Origin of the sequence: Clostridium sp. AM49-4BH, assembly GCF_003478335.1 — a bacterium.
Classification (GTDB): domain Bacteria; phylum Bacillota; class Clostridia; order Lachnospirales; family Lachnospiraceae; genus Butyribacter.
In genome coordinates this window covers 42,219-56,371 of sequence record NZ_QUFB01000011.1, presented here as the reverse complement: position 1 = coordinate 56,371, position 14,153 = coordinate 42,219, and the positions used below count along the sequence as shown (strand labels likewise).

The following is a 14,153-nucleotide window of genomic DNA, read 5'->3' as shown; positions in this document are numbered from 1 at the left end:
GCAGTGGCAGATTAAAAATACCCTGCGAGTCTTGACACATCAGGGGAAATGACGGTATATTTTTGGGTGGGCTATATTGAAACGTACTTTCGAAATTCTTCGTTTAGAAGATTCCGAGAGCACATTGTACAGAAATGGAGGAAAGCAGAACAATGAAAGAGCAGTTACGTAAATTCGGAACATTGATCCTGATCTTGGCGTTATGTTTAACTTCGATAGGAACAACAAAGGTGCAGGCAGCGCCTAAACCATCCAGACCGAGTGTGTCTTTGGTGAAACGGTCTAAGACACAGGCAAAGATTAAGATAAAGAAGAGAGGCAAAGCAACCGGGTATCAGATTGCAGTTAAGACGTCCAAAAAGGCGAGATACCGTATTGTCATGCCGACAAAGAAGCGCACGGTTGTGCTTCGCAAGCTTAAAGCATCGAAAGTGTATTATGTGAAGGTGCGTGCATTCCGTACCAAAGGTTATCGCATCGTGCATGGTAAATTTTCAAAGCCGATCAAGATTGGCAAATACAAAAAGACGGTGAAAAAGCCAAAGCCAAAGGCAACAGCAACGCCGGAGCCGACAGTGACACCGGGAGCGACGCAGATACCGGAGCCGACAGTGACGCCGAGTGAAACACCTTCAGATGCGCCTGCACCGTCAGCGACGCCGAGTGAAGCACCTTCAGATGCGCCTGCACCGTCAGCGACGGCAGCACAGTAGGGCGCAGGACTATAGCAGCTTATTCAAGCAGGCTGTCACAGTACACTTATCAACAATATACGCATACGAACTGTGTGCAGAAATGAGGAAATATGTTAGACATTAAATTTTTAAGAGAAAATCCAGATGTGGTAAAGCAAAACATCAAAAACAAATTCCAGGATGACAAGCTTCCGTTGGTAGACGAGGTCATTGCATTAGATGCTGAGGCGCGCAAGACACAGCAGGAAGCAGATGAGCTTCGTGCCTCCCGCAAAAAGATTTCTAAGGAAATCGGCGCTTTGATGGGACAGGGCAAGAAGGAAGAGGCAGAGGCAAAGAAGCAGGAAGTAAACAAAAATGCAGCTCGTCTTGAGGAGCTTGCAGCAAAGGAGAAAGAACTCCAAGCAAAAGTTCGTGAGATCATGCTTGTTATTCCAAATATTATTGATCCAAGTGTTCCGATTGGTAAAGATGACAGCGAAAATGTTGAGATTAAACGCTATGGTGAGCCGGTAGTGCCGGATTATGAGATTCCGTATCATGCACAGATCATGGAGAGTTTTGATGGATTAGACATTGATGCTGCCGGTAAAGTGGCAGGAAATGGTTTCTATTATCTGATGGGTGACATTGCCAGACTGCATTCTGCTGTACTTGCCTATGCAAGAGATTTCATGATCGATCGTGGTTTCACTTACTGCATTCCGCCATACATGATCCGAAGCAATGTCGTGACCGGTGTTATGAGTTTTGCGGAAATGGATGCGATGATGTACAAGATCGAGGGCGAAGATCTGTTCCTGATCGGTACAAGTGAGCATTCTATGATCGGTAAATTTATTGATACGATCACCGATGAAAAGGATCTGCCAAAGACATTGACCAGTTATTCCCCATGCTTCCGTAAGGAAAAGGGTGCTCACGGCATCGAGGAGCGTGGCGTGTATCGAATCCATCAGTTCGAGAAACAGGAAATGATCGTAGTTTGTAAGCCGGAAGAAAGTCCGGTTTGGTTTGATAAGTTGTGGCAGAATACGGTAGATCTGTTCCGTACGCTGGATATTCCGGTCCGTACGCTGGAGTGCTGCTCCGGAGATCTTGCAGATCTGAAAGTAAAATCCATCGACGTTGAGGCTTGGTCTCCACGTCAGAAGAAGTATTTTGAGGTAGGAAGCTGCTCCAATTTGGGAGACGCACAGGCAAGACGTTTGCAGATCCGTGTCCGTAAGGAAGACGGCAGCAAATATTTTGCACATACGCTGAATAATACAGTGGTTGCACCACCTCGTATGTTGATCGCCTTTTTGGAGAACAATTTGCAGGAAGACGGAAGCGTACGTATTCCGGAAGCTCTGCGTCCGTATATGGGTGGCAAAGAAGCTCTGGAAGTAAAGAAGAAATAATGGCACGTGGGAGACTTGCGTGAAATAACAGTATAAAAAGACCCTCTTTTGGTAGAAGGTGGACTGTATGTCCGAGCTTCTGATCAAAAGAGGGTCTTTTCGTAGAGAGCAGAATTAACTGATCACTTTTAACATATCATCAATATAGTGTGTATATTTTTCAAATTCTCCGGCGTAGATCGTATGTAACAGATCATCGGTTGCGCGCATTGCATGTGCGATCGTGCCAACGCTCAAAATGCCCTGCTCCATTGCATCAGCAAATTCATCCATGTCCAGTACTTCAACCTGACCATCCGGATATACGACTACGTCAATGAGTAGATCGTTAAAGGTGTAGGTATTCTCTTTCTCATCATAATGCGTCTCTATAATGTCACAATACCAATATACCATTTGTCCGGCATTGTCAAAAACCTTGCTCACCTTAATCCCTTTATCTATAAAATAAGCGGAAACACCACGGGAAATATCGCGTCGTGGTTTCAAAACATTCCAACTGGTAATAATAAGGTTAGGCTCTAAGGCTAAGATCATATCATCTTTTAATTCGATGTTTTCGTCGGGGATAAAGCGACGTCGAAATAATCGTGGTCGGCTCATGAAGCAACTCCTTTCAGCGGCTTATTTTTATTTGATAGCAAAACGCTGGTTTTGCTCTTTTTCTTCTTGTGGAATAATTATAGTCTAGGGAAGTTGGCTTGTAAAGGACTTTCTAGCTTATCGAATTAAATTATTTGCGGGATGATCGGAGGGGAAAAGGAGTTAGCAGATCGCTTGATACTACACGAGATTTTTTGCGCTCTTTGGTGGACTTTTTCAGAAGAATAAATTATAATAGCATAATGAGAGGTTATTAAAAAATGAGTAAGAAAGAGAAGAAAATTTTGCGTAGTTTTATGATGATCACGCAGATCAGTATTACAATGCTCGTGCCGATCTTTATTAGCGGTTGGCTGGGCACTTGGCTGAATCGTCTGTTTGGTACACAGATCATATTTCCGTTCATGTTGTTGTTAGGAATCGGGGCTGCGTTCAAAAATGTATATATATTAACCAAGTCCTTTTATGAGGCTGACATGAAGAAAGAGCATGAGCAGCTTGATTATATGAAAGGACTCACCGAGAAGCGGGAGGAAGCAGCGGGAGAGCATGAAACAGGTAAAACAGGTACTAAAGGAATTGATGATTAGTTCTATTCTGTGGACAGCCATTGTTACGCTGCTTTTTGTAATTATCAGTCGAGGCAGAGTTTCGATGTTATTTGGAGGACTGTTTGGTGGTGCGGCGGCATTAGTTCTTTTGTGGCATATGTTTCGCCACCTGGACATTGCGCTTGATATGGATCCGGCGCATGCATCCAGACATGCGCAGCTTGCATCGCTGCAGAGATTGGTGATCATGGCGGTTACGCTGGCGGTATGCATGATATTTTATGAATATGTACATCCGATTCCGGCGATACTGACGTTGTTTGGAGTCAAGGTCAGTGCATTATCGTATCCGAAAATGCACCCGCATTATGAAAAATTATTAAAAAAATAGATATGTATTGCAGATATTCTGTTGTTTTATTTTATAGGAGATTGCGGTTGTGCGGTGCAATGTATCGTGAAACGTTGATTTTCGCTTTGTAATGAAATGGTAAACAAGAGATATTTGCCTGTATATATAATTTATTCTATAGAAAGGGAAGGTGAGAATGTGGGAAGTGGCGTCTTTTGTATGCCGTTTGATTCCTTTGCAAACAATGTGTTTTTGGCAAAGGGAAATGAGCAGCAGGTAGACTTTTTTATCCATGGATATACGAAATTCAAGTTTTTCGGTTCAGATGTGTATCTGACTACGACGCATATATCCATGATCATTGTAATCGCTGCACTGCTTATTTTTGCTGTTTTTGCAAATCGTGCGATTCGTAAGGCGACTCCGGATCAGGTGCCGGGACCGTTTCTAAATGTGGTCGAGCTGATCGTAGAATCGCTGGATGGTATGGTGGCGGGCTCCATGGGAGAGAGTAAGGCACCAAAGTTTCGTAACTATGTCAGCGCTCTGTTTTTATTTATTTTGGCGTGCAACTTGTCCGGTTTGCTAGGCTTCGACCGCCGACAGCAGATTACGGTGTCACATTTCCGTTGGCGATCATTACTTGGGTGATGATTCAATACAACGGTTTTAAGTACCAGAAATTCGGTAAGATTAAGGGATTGTTTGAACCGATCTTTCTGTTCTTTCCAATGAACTTGATCAGTGAATTTTCCACACCGGTTTCTATGTCTCTCCGTTTGTTCGGTAATATTTTATCCGGAACGGTTATGACGGGATTGATCTACGGATTATTGCCAAAGGTTTTGACATTAATCTGGCCGGCTGCATTGCACATTTATTTGGATGTATTTTCCGGTGCAATTCAGACGTATGTATTTTGTATGTTGACAATGTGCTTTGTCTCGGATGCGATTGGGGATCAGGCATAAACAAAAAAGTGAAGAAGTGCGGATAAGCACTTTAGAAATGGAGGATTATTATGAATATTGATAACGATGGATTGGTTTTGATGGGTTCTGCTATTGGTGCAGGTCTTGCGGTTATTGCCGGTATCGGACCTGGTGTAGGACAGGGTATTGCTGCCGGTTACGGTGCTTCTGCAGTAGGACGTAATCCGGGTGCGAAAGGTGACGTTATGTCAACAATGCTTCTTGGACAGGCAGTAGCAGAGACAACAGGTTTGTATGGTCTGGTAGTTGCTTTGATCCTGTTATTCGCGAACCCACTTTACGCAAAGCTTCATTAATCAATGCAAATGCCGGCAGCCGGTACTATTTTTCAATGGAAAAATGACCGGAAGATGGCGTAAGCATTTGGTGGAAGACTCTAGCGGAAAGGAGGCACTAACGTGAGCGGAGTAATTCAGGTTGCACTGAGCAGTGGACTGGGCGATTATATTTTTGGTTTAGATCCACAGTTATTAGTAGACTCAGCGATTACCATATTAGCAATGTTTTTTGTATTTTTGCTTCTGTCCTATCTGTTGTTTAATCCGGCGAGAAATCTGATGGAGAAGCGGCAGGAAGGCATTCGTGAGCAGATGGAAACGGCAGCGCGCGAGAAGCAGGATGCAATTCAATTCAAAGCAGAATATGATGAAAAAATAAAAAATGTGCAAAAAGAGACGGATGAGATCCTGAGCGAAGCGCGTAAAAAGGCACTCAAGAAAGAAAGTGTCATGTTAGAAGAAGCGAGGGAAGAAGCCGCACAGATCGTTGCCCGTGCAAATCGAGAAGTTGAACTGGAGAAGAGCAAGGTCAAGGATGAAATGAAACAGGAAATCATTAATGTCGCAACGGCAATGGCTGGTAAAATCGTTGCATCTTCTTTGGACGAAAGCAAACAGTCACAGTTGCTTGCAGACACTTTGGAAGAGATGGGTGATGAGACATGGCTAAGTTAGTATCAAAGACATACGGCGAAGCCTTGTTTGAGGTTGCCGTGGAAGAGGGAACAATTGATTCCACTCTGGAGGAAGTGCAGATCGTGCTTGATGTGATCGAAGCGAATGAGCAGTACATCAAGTTGCTGACACATCCGAAGCTTCCGGTTGAGCAGAAAGTCTCACTGGTAGAGCAGGTGTTTGCTGGCAAAGCATCCGATACGCTGACAGGATTCATGGTCACTATCGTTGAAAAAGGACGTTTTTCGGAAATCGAAAAGATTTTGACGTATTTCATTGATAAGGTTCGTGAATACAAAAAGATCGGCGTGGCATATGTGATATCGGCTGTCGAACTGTCTAAGGATGAGAAGCAGGAGATCGTGCAGAAATTATTGAACACGACATCTTATGTGGAGTTCATCATGAACTATTCTGTGGATGCATCCTGATCGGTGGCGTGGTGATCCGTATCGGAGACAGAGTGGTAGACAGCAGTATCAGATCAAAGCTGAATCGAATGGCAAAAGAGTTGTCGCAGGTTCAGTTGACGAATTAGAATAAACAGAAAGAAGGTGCGAGTGTATCATGAATTTGAGACCTGAGGAAATCAGCTCAGTCATTAAAGAGCAGATTAAAAACTACAGTACCAAATTTGAAGTAGCAGATATAGGTACTGTAATACAGGTTGCCGACGGAATTGCCCGTATTCATGGCTTAGAGAAAGCGATGCAGGGTGAACTGTTGGAATTTCCTAATGAGATATATGGCATGGTATTGAACTTGGAAGAAGATAACGTAGGTGCGGTTCTTTTGGGTGACCATAAAAACATCAATGAAGGCGACACCGTAAAGACGACAGGTCATGTTGTTGAGGTGCCGGTTGGAGATGCCATGCTCGGACGTGTAGTGAATGCACTGGGACAGCCGATTGATGGCAAAGGACCGATCAAAACCGATAAGTCCAGACAGATCGAGCGTGTGGCATCCGGTGTTATCGCACGTAAATCCGTAGACACACCGCTTCAGACAGGTATTAAGGCGATTGACTCCATGGTACCGATCGGAAGAGGACAGCGTGAGTTGATCATTGGTGACCGCCAGACCGGTAAAACCGCGATCGCGATCGACACGATCATTAATCAGAAAGGACAGGGCGTAAAATGTATTTACGTAGCGATCGGACAGAAAGCGTCAACGATTGCCAACCTTGTGAAAAAATTAGAAGAATATGGAGCGATGGATTATACCACGATCGTTGCAGCAACAGCGAGTGAGTTAGCACCGCTTCAGTATATTGCACCATATTCCGGATGTGCAATTGGTGAGGAATGGATGGAGAACGGCGAAGATGTATTGGTTGTGTATGATGACTTAACCAAACATGCTGCGGCATATCGTACACTTTCCTTGCTGCTTAAGCGTCCGCCAGGACGTGAGGCATTCCCTGGAGATGTATTCTATCTGCATTCCAGATTGTTGGAGCGTGCAGCGAGATTGTCAGATAAGCTGGGCGGTGGTTCATTGACGGCATTGCCGATCATTGAGACGCAGGCAGGCGATGTATCCGCCTATATTCCAACAAATGTTATTTCTATCACAGATGGACAGATCTATTTGGAAACAGAGATGTTTAATGCTGGTTTCCGACCTGCAGTCAATGCCGGTTTGTCAGTATCTCGTGTAGGAGGTTCTGCACAGATCAAAGCGATGAAGAAGATTTCCGGACCGATCCGTATCGAGCTTGCACAGTATCGTGAGCTGGCGGCATTTTCACAGTTTAGTTCGGATCTCGATCCTGAGACGAAGGAGCAGTTGGCACAGGGCGAGCGTATTCGTGAGATCCTGAAGCAGGATCAGTACAAGCCGATGCCGGTTGAAAATCAGGTTATCATTATCTATGCGGCGACCAAGAAGTACTTGATCGATGTAGAAGTAGATGACATTATGGACTTTGAAAAAGGATTGTTTGAGTATATCGATACGAAATATCCGGAAGTCCCTGCTTCCATTCGCGAGGACAAAGAGATCAAGGAAGACACAGAGAAGAAACTGATCCAGGCAATCGAGGAGTTTAAAGCAGAGTTTGAAAAATAGTTTCGAGGGGAGGTAAGAGACAATGGCGTCAATGAGAGATATCAAACGGCGTAAAGAAAGTGTCCAAAGTACCGGACAGATTACCAAAGCGATGAAACTTGTTTCCTCTGTCAAGCTGCAGAAAGCAAAAGTCGGTGCAGAAGTATCAAAACCTTATTTTGATGCGATGTATGAGGCTGTGGCAGCGATGATCGCCAAGTCCGGGGAAATGTCCCATCCGTTTTGCAAAAGCCGGTCTGACAAAAAAGCAGTGATCCTGATCACATCGAACCGCGGATTGGCAGGTGGTTACAACTCGAATGCAGTGAAACTGTTGACGAAAGACGAACGTTTTACTACGGAAAACACAGTGGTCTATGCAGTTGGTACAAAGGGTCGTGACAGCGTGGAGCGTGAGGGTTACACCATAGCCGGAGATTATTCGGAGGCGATCAACGAACCATTATATGCAGATGCATCGGAGATTGGCAAAGAAGTTTTGAGCAAGTTTACGATGGGGGAGATCGGAGAGATTTATCTGATCTATACGATCTTTAAGAACACGATGGTACAGATCCCTACGATGATGAAACTGCTTCCGATCAACGCATCCGATATTACAGCAGATGCGGAGGACGTAGAAGAGAACCCGATCGATCGCATCACGTTGATGAATTATGAGCCGGCACCGGAAGAAGCATTAAATGCGATTATTCCAAAGTACGTGAACAGCCTGATCTTTGGCGGACTTGTGGAGTCACATGCCAGTGAAAACGGTGCACGTATGCAGGCAATGGATTCGGCAACGAGTAATGCGGAAGAGATGATCAGTGACTTGTCGCTAAAATATAATAGAGCCCGTCAGGCATCTATTACACAGGAATTGACGGAGATTATCGCAGGAGCATCCGCGATTTCATAGCAAAATAAAAAGGAGAAATTAAATGGCAGAATTAAATGTTGGTAAGCTGACGCAGATCGTCAGTGCCGTTATCGATATTAAATTCCCAGAGGCAAACTGCCGGAGATTAACGAGGCAATCAATGTTCCGTTGAAAGATGGTGGAAAGCTCGTAGTGGAAGTGGCACAGCATTTGGGTGATGACACAGTTCGTTGTATTGCCATGGGACCAACCGACGGTTTGGTTCGCGGTATGGAAGCACATGCAACGGGCGCACCGATTTCTGTACCGGTAGGCGAAGCTACATTGGGACGTATCTTTAATGTGTTAGGTGAGCCAATTGATGAAAAACCGGCACCGGAAGGGGTGAGATATGACCCGATCCACAGAAAAGCGCCGGCATTCGATGAGCAGTCGACAGAAACAGAGATTTTGGAAACCGGAATCAAGGTCGTTGATCTGCTTTGCCCTTACCAGAAAGGTGGTAAGATTGGTTTGTTCGGTGGCGCCGGAGTAGGTAAAACCGTATTGATCCAGGAGTTGATCACAAATATCGCGCAGGAGCACGGTGGATATTCCGTATTTACCGGTGTAGGTGAGCGTACTCGTGAAGGAAATGACTTGTATTATGAAATGATCGAGTCAGGTGTTATTGATAAAACGACGATGGTATTCGGTCAGATGAACGAGCCACCTGGAGCGCGTATGCGAGTAGGTCTTACAGGACTTACCATGGCAGAGAATTTCCGTGATCGTTCCGGAAAAGATGTCTTATTGTTTATTGATAATATTTTCCGTTTCACACAGGCTGGATCAGAGGTATCTGCGTTGCTTGGACGTATGCCAAGTGCCGTAGGTTATCAGCCAACGCTGCAGACGGAGATGGGTGCATTGCAGGAGAGGATCACCTCAACGAAAACAGGATCTATCACATCAGTACAGGCGGTTTATGTGCCGGCGGACGATTTGACCGATCCGGCTCCGGCAAATACATTCGCACATTTGGACGCAACAACTGTACTTTCGCGTGCGATTTCCGAGCTTGGTATTTATCCGGCAGTAGATCCGTTGGAGTCAACATCACGTATCCTCGATCCGCATATTGTCGGTGAGGAACACTATAAAGTGGCTCGTGGCGTGCAGGAGATTTTGCAGAAATACAAGGAATTGCAGGATATTATCGCAATTCTTGGTATGGACGAGTTGTCAGAAGAAGACAAGATCGTTGTAAATAGAGCGCGTAAAGTGCAGCGTTTCCTGTCGCAGCCGTTCCATGTAGCAGAGCAGTTTACAGGCCTGCCGGGACAGTACGTACCGGTTAGTGAGACGATTCGTGGATTCCAAGAGATTTTGGATGGTAAGCACGATGATATTCCGGAGAGCTATTTCTTGAATGCCGGAAATATTGACGAGGTAGTGGCCAGAATGGCTTCCAAATAAGAAAGGAGGGTCATATGGCAGACAAAACATTTACTTTGCAGATCATATCTCCGACCCGAATCTTTTTTGACGAGGAAGTGGACATGGTTGAAATGCGGACAACAGAAGGTGAGATCGGTGTGCTGGCGGGACATATCCCACTTACGGCAATTGTTGAACCGGGTGTTGTCAAGATCCATCAGGAAGGCAAAGTACGTGAGGCGGCTTTGCTGGATGGATTTGTGGAAATTCGCGGCAATAAGGTTACGGTGCTCGCGGAAGCCTGTGAGTGGCCGGATGAGATCGATGTGCACCGAGCAGAAGAGGCAAAGCTCCGCGCAGAACGTCGTATCGGAAGCGGTGAGAAGCAGGTAGACATGGTACGCGCAGAATTAGCACTTAAAAAGGCACTGACGAGAATTAATCTTGTCAGCACGCTAGGTAAATAATACAGTGCGATGCAATGCTCGTGCCTGAACAATGCATAGTGAACGCAAAGTAGGTAAATACGATAAGCAGTTTTGGTATTCTCATTCGAGAATATCAAAACTGTTTTTTGCATTATAGGAAACTTTCCATACCGGAAGTTAGAGCTGCTTATCAATGGGGTTCCAAAAATGGCAGAAATGTGTCAGGTGTAAATTCGTACAAACCGCATAAATACTGTACGAAAACGGTTGAGAAATAGAGAAGAATATCATATAATAAAAGGTAACATAGAAATGAAAATTAATGTCGTACAATCGGCATGGAAAAGAGGAGCGTATGAAAAAAAGAAGACAGCCATGGGCGCGTGTATTAGCATTAGCACTAGCTGCCGCAATGATAATGCCACAGAGCATGGATGCTGCGGCTGCCGCCAAGAAGAAGGTGAAGCTAAACAAAACGAAAGTTGTTTTAAAAGTTGGTAAAAAGACTACGTTAAAGCTAAAGAACAACAAGAAAAAAGTAAAATGGTCCAGCAATAAAAAGAAGGTAGCGACCGTTACGAAAAAAGGTGTTGTCAAGGCAAAGAAAAAAGGAACTGCTAAGATCACTGCTAAAGTTGGCAAGAAAAAATATGTCTGCAAAGTAACGGTAAAAGCAGCTTCCACTAAAAAAAGCAATAAAAATACAAACCGTAAGAATAACAGTTCGAAAACGAATGGCGGTACACAGAAGGTGAACGGTACACCGGGTAAGAATGTAGCACTAAATGGGGATATTTTTCAGATTGGAGGACGCAATCTGACACTTGGTATGACATTGGCGCAGGTGCACACGGTATTGGGTTCACTTTCGACGGATATATTGCGTTCGGAAAAATCTCCACAGGGATTTGATGTCCTTGCATTCCGACCAAACGGTAACAACTCCAGCGTTTCGCGCGATGACAAATTTAGTACATATATTTTGCTGTATCTGAAAAGCGGCAAGGTCGTAGGTATTTGTGGTATCAGTAAATCAATGGCATATGGTTCTTTAGTAAAAGCGGGAACCAGTGCAGCTGTTTTAGAATCATCAAGCAGTTGGTCATCGGTAGAATGGTATGCAGCACATAACGATAAACACAAAGATGGAGAAGGAGCCTATTCCACAGAGACTTCCAATGCGAATGTGCTGGCGTTTGTAGATTATTATGGAACCCAGACGACTTACTGTATACAGGCGTTTGATAAAGCCTATTCTATTGATGGAATGACCAATCTTTCCAGTCAGGATGCGTCATGTACGTACAGCGATGCAGTGGTAAAGGCGATGGCAACAGAGAGTGGCGAGCTGATCAATGCATATCTCACTTTTTATGGAATGCGTTCCCTTGCGATCAATTCAAAATTAAGTGGTGTGGCACAAAGCTACAGCAACACGATGGCAAAAGCCGGTGCAACAGATGCGACAGACATGACCAGAAGCAGTTCTGAGATTAAATCGGCGATCGTCGGCGCAGGTTTACAGTGCGGACAGTGGGGTGAGCGAATTATGGCCAACAATATGGATGCCATTGGTTTTGCAAATTCTGCTGTGCAGAGTCAGGCGGCAAGAGCGCAGCTTTGCGATGAAGAGGGACTTGGCGTTATGGGGCTTGGAAGTGCAGCATATTTTGAAAATGGTGACGATGTGTTTTACACATATTTGGTCATTGACTTTGTAGATTATGTGAGAGTGGCATTTTAGAGTGGCTGGGATGAAATCCGTGATTTTAATGTTGTGCCTGTGGCGAATACAAAAACTGACAAGCCAGCGGGCAGAGAAAGGAATGTGGAAATAGCATGAAAAAAGAGAGAAAGAAATGGATGAGCCTTGTGCTTGCCGGAGCGTTAGTGATCACATCGGTGTTTGTACCGGGGCAGCAGACTGATGCCAAGGCAAAGGTCAAGCTAAACAAGAAAAAGCTTGTATTGACTGTTGGTAAAAAGGCTAAATTGAAGGTGAAAGGGACCAAAAAGAAAGTAAAGTGGTCTTCTTCGAAGAAAAAAATTGCGACAGTAACTAAGAAGGGTGTTGTCAAAGCGAAGAAAAAAGGAACGGCTAAAATTGTTGCCAAAATCGGCAAAAAGAAGTATACCTGTAAAGTTGTTGTCAAGGCAAAGAAAAAGGCGAAAGTTACGTCTAAGCCAAAAGCTGTGGCAAAAGTAACTGCTAAGCCAAAAGCTACGGCGAAAGTAACTGCTAATCCGGGAACTTTACCAAGCAAGAATCCACAGGTATCCGACAATCCTTCGCAGACAACGCAACCTTCGGAAGAGGGAGACCCAACGACAGCGAAGATCATTTTGAATGATAATGTGGCAACGACGTGGAATGCATACCACAGACCGTTGAAGGATGTAACAGTAACCGAAGCGGCAACAATCCGAATTGGTTACACAGATATTTTTGACGGCTCTTTGTATTATACGAATACTTACGGTAGAGAGGTGTCTTTGGATGAACTGAAAAGTCACGAAGGAGAAGAGTTTGGACAAGGTTTTTGGCAAAATCATCCTAGAAATGATCAGTCTTTTACTTTGCAGACAGGTACGGTAAATACGATTTATGTGCGTTTGGTTGATAATATGACAGAAACCGTATATTATTTGAATTCGGATAAGATCATAGTACAGGGAGCGGCACAGAAGACACCGGAGCCATCTGCAAGTGCAGCACCAAGTGCGACACCAACGAGTGGTACTACCAGTACTCCGACGCCAGCACCAACGAGTGGCACTACCAGTACTCCAACGCCGGCACCAACGAATGCGCCAACCGGTACCCCAACGTCAGCTCCAAGCAAAACGCCGTCAGTGACGCCAACAGCAGCACCAAGTTTATCAGGACTGACGGTAGGAAACAGACAGCTTTCGGTTGGAATGACAAAGACAGCGTTTAATAATGCACTGGCAAGTAAGTCAACTGACGTGAAACGTGAAGAAAAATCTCCACAGGGATTTGATGTGATCGCATTTCGTGAGAATGGCAATAATTCCAGCCTGAGCGGCAACCAATATGATCAGAAATATAGCACTTATATTTTGGCATATTTGCAGGATAATGAAGTGATCGGAATTACAGCAATTGCACCGGGAATGTCTTATGCAGGCGAGGTATCTTATGGAACGCCGGCGAGTACATTAGCATCGAATGGCTGGACCAGCGTTGACTGGTATTTGGCAGGCAGTGCAGCCGGTGCATATACAAAGACGATCAAGGGAACGGAAGTTATCGCATTTGTGGATGCACTCGGAAGCAACCAGGTATATTGTATTCAGGCATTTAGCGACAGCTTTTTGGTGGATGATATGACAAAGGTCAGTGAAACGACATTGCAGTTAAAATATCCGGCAGAGGTGCAGACCGCAATGGCAACCGAAAGCGGAGAACTTTTGAATGCATATTTGGTAAATCAGGGACAAAGCGCATTCCGTATTAATACGAAGCTTAGCGCAGCAGCCAAATCTTATAGCAGCGAGATTGTTTCAGCAGGAATTATTGATGCAAGTGATGCCTCAAGATCCAGTAGTGATATTAGATCGTCGATCCGTGCCGCAGGGATAGCACCTGGCGCATGGGGAGAGCGTGTTTTGATCGGCAACATGGATGCTATCGGATTTGCTAACAGTATGATCGAGAGCAGTGGTGCCAGAGCATTATTATGGAGTGGAGATTACGCTGTTATGGGCCTGGGCGCCGGTGCATATAATGACGGAACAGTGTATTATCCAAACCTTGTTATTGATCTTATCGATAAGGTAAAATTAATTTAAGTAAAA

The 14,153-nt window shown here is 44.7% G+C and carries 14 protein-coding genes and 2 pseudogenes; 15 read left to right on the top strand and 1 reads right to left on the bottom strand.

Translation table 11 applies throughout. The features are described 5' to 3' along the window. Positions 1 to 152 precede the first annotated feature (152 nt). Both DW981_RS04950 and serS read left to right on the top strand, forming a co-directional pair. Positions 153 to 713, top strand: a complete 561-nt coding sequence (locus DW981_RS04950; RefSeq protein ID WP_118506967.1) for a hypothetical protein — start codon at positions 153 to 155, stop codon at positions 711 to 713. A 92-nt stretch (positions 714 to 805) separates the two neighbouring features. Further along, complete coding sequence (gene serS / locus DW981_RS04945) at positions 806 to 2,098, top strand: serine--tRNA ligase (protein ID WP_022024200.1); 1,293 nt, start codon at positions 806 to 808, stop codon at positions 2,096 to 2,098. A 114-nt stretch (positions 2,099 to 2,212) separates the two neighbouring features. Here serS and DW981_RS04940 read toward each other — a convergent pair whose 3' ends face one another. After that, on the bottom strand, positions 2,213 to 2,701 hold the full coding sequence (locus DW981_RS04940) for a DUF402 domain-containing protein (RefSeq protein WP_022024201.1): 489 nt from the start codon (positions 2,699 to 2,701) through the stop codon (positions 2,213 to 2,215). 260 nt (positions 2,702 to 2,961) lie between these two features. Here DW981_RS04940 and DW981_RS04935 point away from each other — a divergent pair, with 260 nt between their 5' ends. The 13 genes and pseudogenes from DW981_RS04935 (at position 2,962) to DW981_RS04880 (ending at position 14,147) form a co-directional block, all read left to right on the top strand. Next, positions 2,962 to 3,291: an AtpZ/AtpI family protein gene (locus DW981_RS04935; protein WP_022024202.1), complete on the top strand. Its 330-nt coding sequence runs from the start codon at positions 2,962 to 2,964 to the stop codon at positions 3,289 to 3,291. Beyond that, a complete protein-coding gene (locus DW981_RS04930; protein WP_118506966.1) occupies positions 3,251 to 3,643 on the top strand; it encodes an ATP synthase subunit I in 393 nt (130 codons plus the stop codon). Before DW981_RS04935 ends, DW981_RS04930 begins: the two co-directional genes overlap by 41 nt. A 159-nt stretch (positions 3,644 to 3,802) precedes the next feature. Then, positions 3,803 to 4,255 carry a F0F1 ATP synthase subunit A gene (locus tag DW981_RS16110; RefSeq protein WP_347474505.1) on the top strand — a complete coding sequence of 151 codons (453 nt, stop codon included), beginning with the start codon at positions 3,803 to 3,805 and terminating at the stop codon, positions 4,253 to 4,255. Next, positions 4,255 to 4,575: a F0F1 ATP synthase subunit A gene (locus DW981_RS16105; protein ID WP_347474506.1), complete on the top strand. Its 321-nt coding sequence runs from the start codon at positions 4,255 to 4,257 to the stop codon at positions 4,573 to 4,575. Before DW981_RS16110 ends, DW981_RS16105 begins: the two co-directional genes overlap by 1 nt. A 50-nt stretch (positions 4,576 to 4,625) precedes the next feature. Next, entirely contained in the window at positions 4,626 to 4,892 is a 267-nt protein-coding gene (gene atpE, locus DW981_RS04920; RefSeq protein ID WP_022024205.1) for an ATP synthase F0 subunit C, read from the top strand. 102 nt (positions 4,893 to 4,994) lie between these two features. Further along, a complete protein-coding gene (atpF, locus tag DW981_RS04915; RefSeq protein WP_022024206.1) occupies positions 4,995 to 5,549 on the top strand; it encodes a F0F1 ATP synthase subunit B in 555 nt (184 codons plus the stop codon). Next, positions 5,537 to 6,087 (top strand): annotated as a pseudogene (gene atpH / locus DW981_RS04910) (ATP synthase F1 subunit delta). Before atpF ends, atpH begins: the two are co-directional and overlap by 13 nt. 29 nt (positions 6,088 to 6,116) lie before the next feature. After that, complete coding sequence (gene atpA, locus DW981_RS04905) at positions 6,117 to 7,625, top strand: F0F1 ATP synthase subunit alpha (protein ID WP_118506965.1); 1,509 nt, start codon at positions 6,117 to 6,119, stop codon at positions 7,623 to 7,625. Between the two features lie 22 nt (positions 7,626 to 7,647). Beyond that, positions 7,648 to 8,526, top strand: a complete 879-nt coding sequence (gene atpG, locus DW981_RS04900) for an ATP synthase F1 subunit gamma (protein WP_118506964.1) — start codon at positions 7,648 to 7,650, stop codon at positions 8,524 to 8,526. Between the two features lie 22 nt (positions 8,527 to 8,548). Continuing rightward, positions 8,549 to 9,945 (top strand): annotated as a pseudogene (atpD, locus tag DW981_RS04895) (F0F1 ATP synthase subunit beta). Positions 9,946 to 9,959: 14 nt separating this feature from the next. Further along, a complete protein-coding gene (atpC, locus tag DW981_RS04890; protein WP_022024765.1) occupies positions 9,960 to 10,373 on the top strand; it encodes an ATP synthase F1 subunit epsilon in 414 nt (137 codons plus the stop codon). Positions 10,374 to 10,689: 316 nt separating this feature from the next. Next, positions 10,690 to 12,078 carry an Ig-like domain-containing protein gene (locus DW981_RS04885; RefSeq protein WP_207663983.1) on the top strand — a complete coding sequence of 463 codons (1,389 nt, stop codon included), beginning with the start codon at positions 10,690 to 10,692 and terminating at the stop codon, positions 12,076 to 12,078. Positions 12,079 to 12,173: 95 nt separating this feature from the next. Continuing rightward, positions 12,174 to 14,147, top strand: coding sequence for an Ig-like domain-containing protein (locus DW981_RS04880; protein ID WP_118506962.1), 1,974 nt, complete (start codon positions 12,174 to 12,176; stop codon positions 14,145 to 14,147). Positions 14,148 to 14,153 lie beyond the last annotated feature (6 nt).

Coding starts and splice junctions, on each gene's coding strand:
- DW981_RS04950 (WP_118506967.1), top strand. CDS start 153: ATGAAAGAGCAGTTACGTAAATTCGGAACATTGATCCTGATCTTGGCG.
- serS (WP_022024200.1), top strand. CDS start 806: ATGTTAGACATTAAATTTTTAAGAGAAAATCCAGATGTGGTAAAGCAA.
- DW981_RS04940 (WP_022024201.1), bottom strand. CDS start 2,701: ATGAGCCGACCACGATTATTTCGACGTCGCTTTATCCCCGACGAAAAC.
- DW981_RS04935 (WP_022024202.1), top strand. CDS start 2,962: ATGAGTAAGAAAGAGAAGAAAATTTTGCGTAGTTTTATGATGATCACG.
- DW981_RS04930 (WP_118506966.1), top strand. CDS start 3,251: ATGAAACAGGTAAAACAGGTACTAAAGGAATTGATGATTAGTTCTATT.
- DW981_RS16105 (WP_347474506.1), top strand. CDS start 4,255: ATGATTCAATACAACGGTTTTAAGTACCAGAAATTCGGTAAGATTAAG.
- atpE (WP_022024205.1), top strand. CDS start 4,626: ATGAATATTGATAACGATGGATTGGTTTTGATGGGTTCTGCTATTGGT.
- atpA (WP_118506965.1), top strand. CDS start 6,117: ATGAATTTGAGACCTGAGGAAATCAGCTCAGTCATTAAAGAGCAGATT.
- atpG (WP_118506964.1), top strand. CDS start 7,648: ATGGCGTCAATGAGAGATATCAAACGGCGTAAAGAAAGTGTCCAAAGT.
- atpC (WP_022024765.1), top strand. CDS start 9,960: ATGGCAGACAAAACATTTACTTTGCAGATCATATCTCCGACCCGAATC.
- DW981_RS04885 (WP_207663983.1), top strand. CDS start 10,690: ATGAAAAAAAGAAGACAGCCATGGGCGCGTGTATTAGCATTAGCACTA.
- DW981_RS04880 (WP_118506962.1), top strand. CDS start 12,174: ATGAAAAAAGAGAGAAAGAAATGGATGAGCCTTGTGCTTGCCGGAGCG.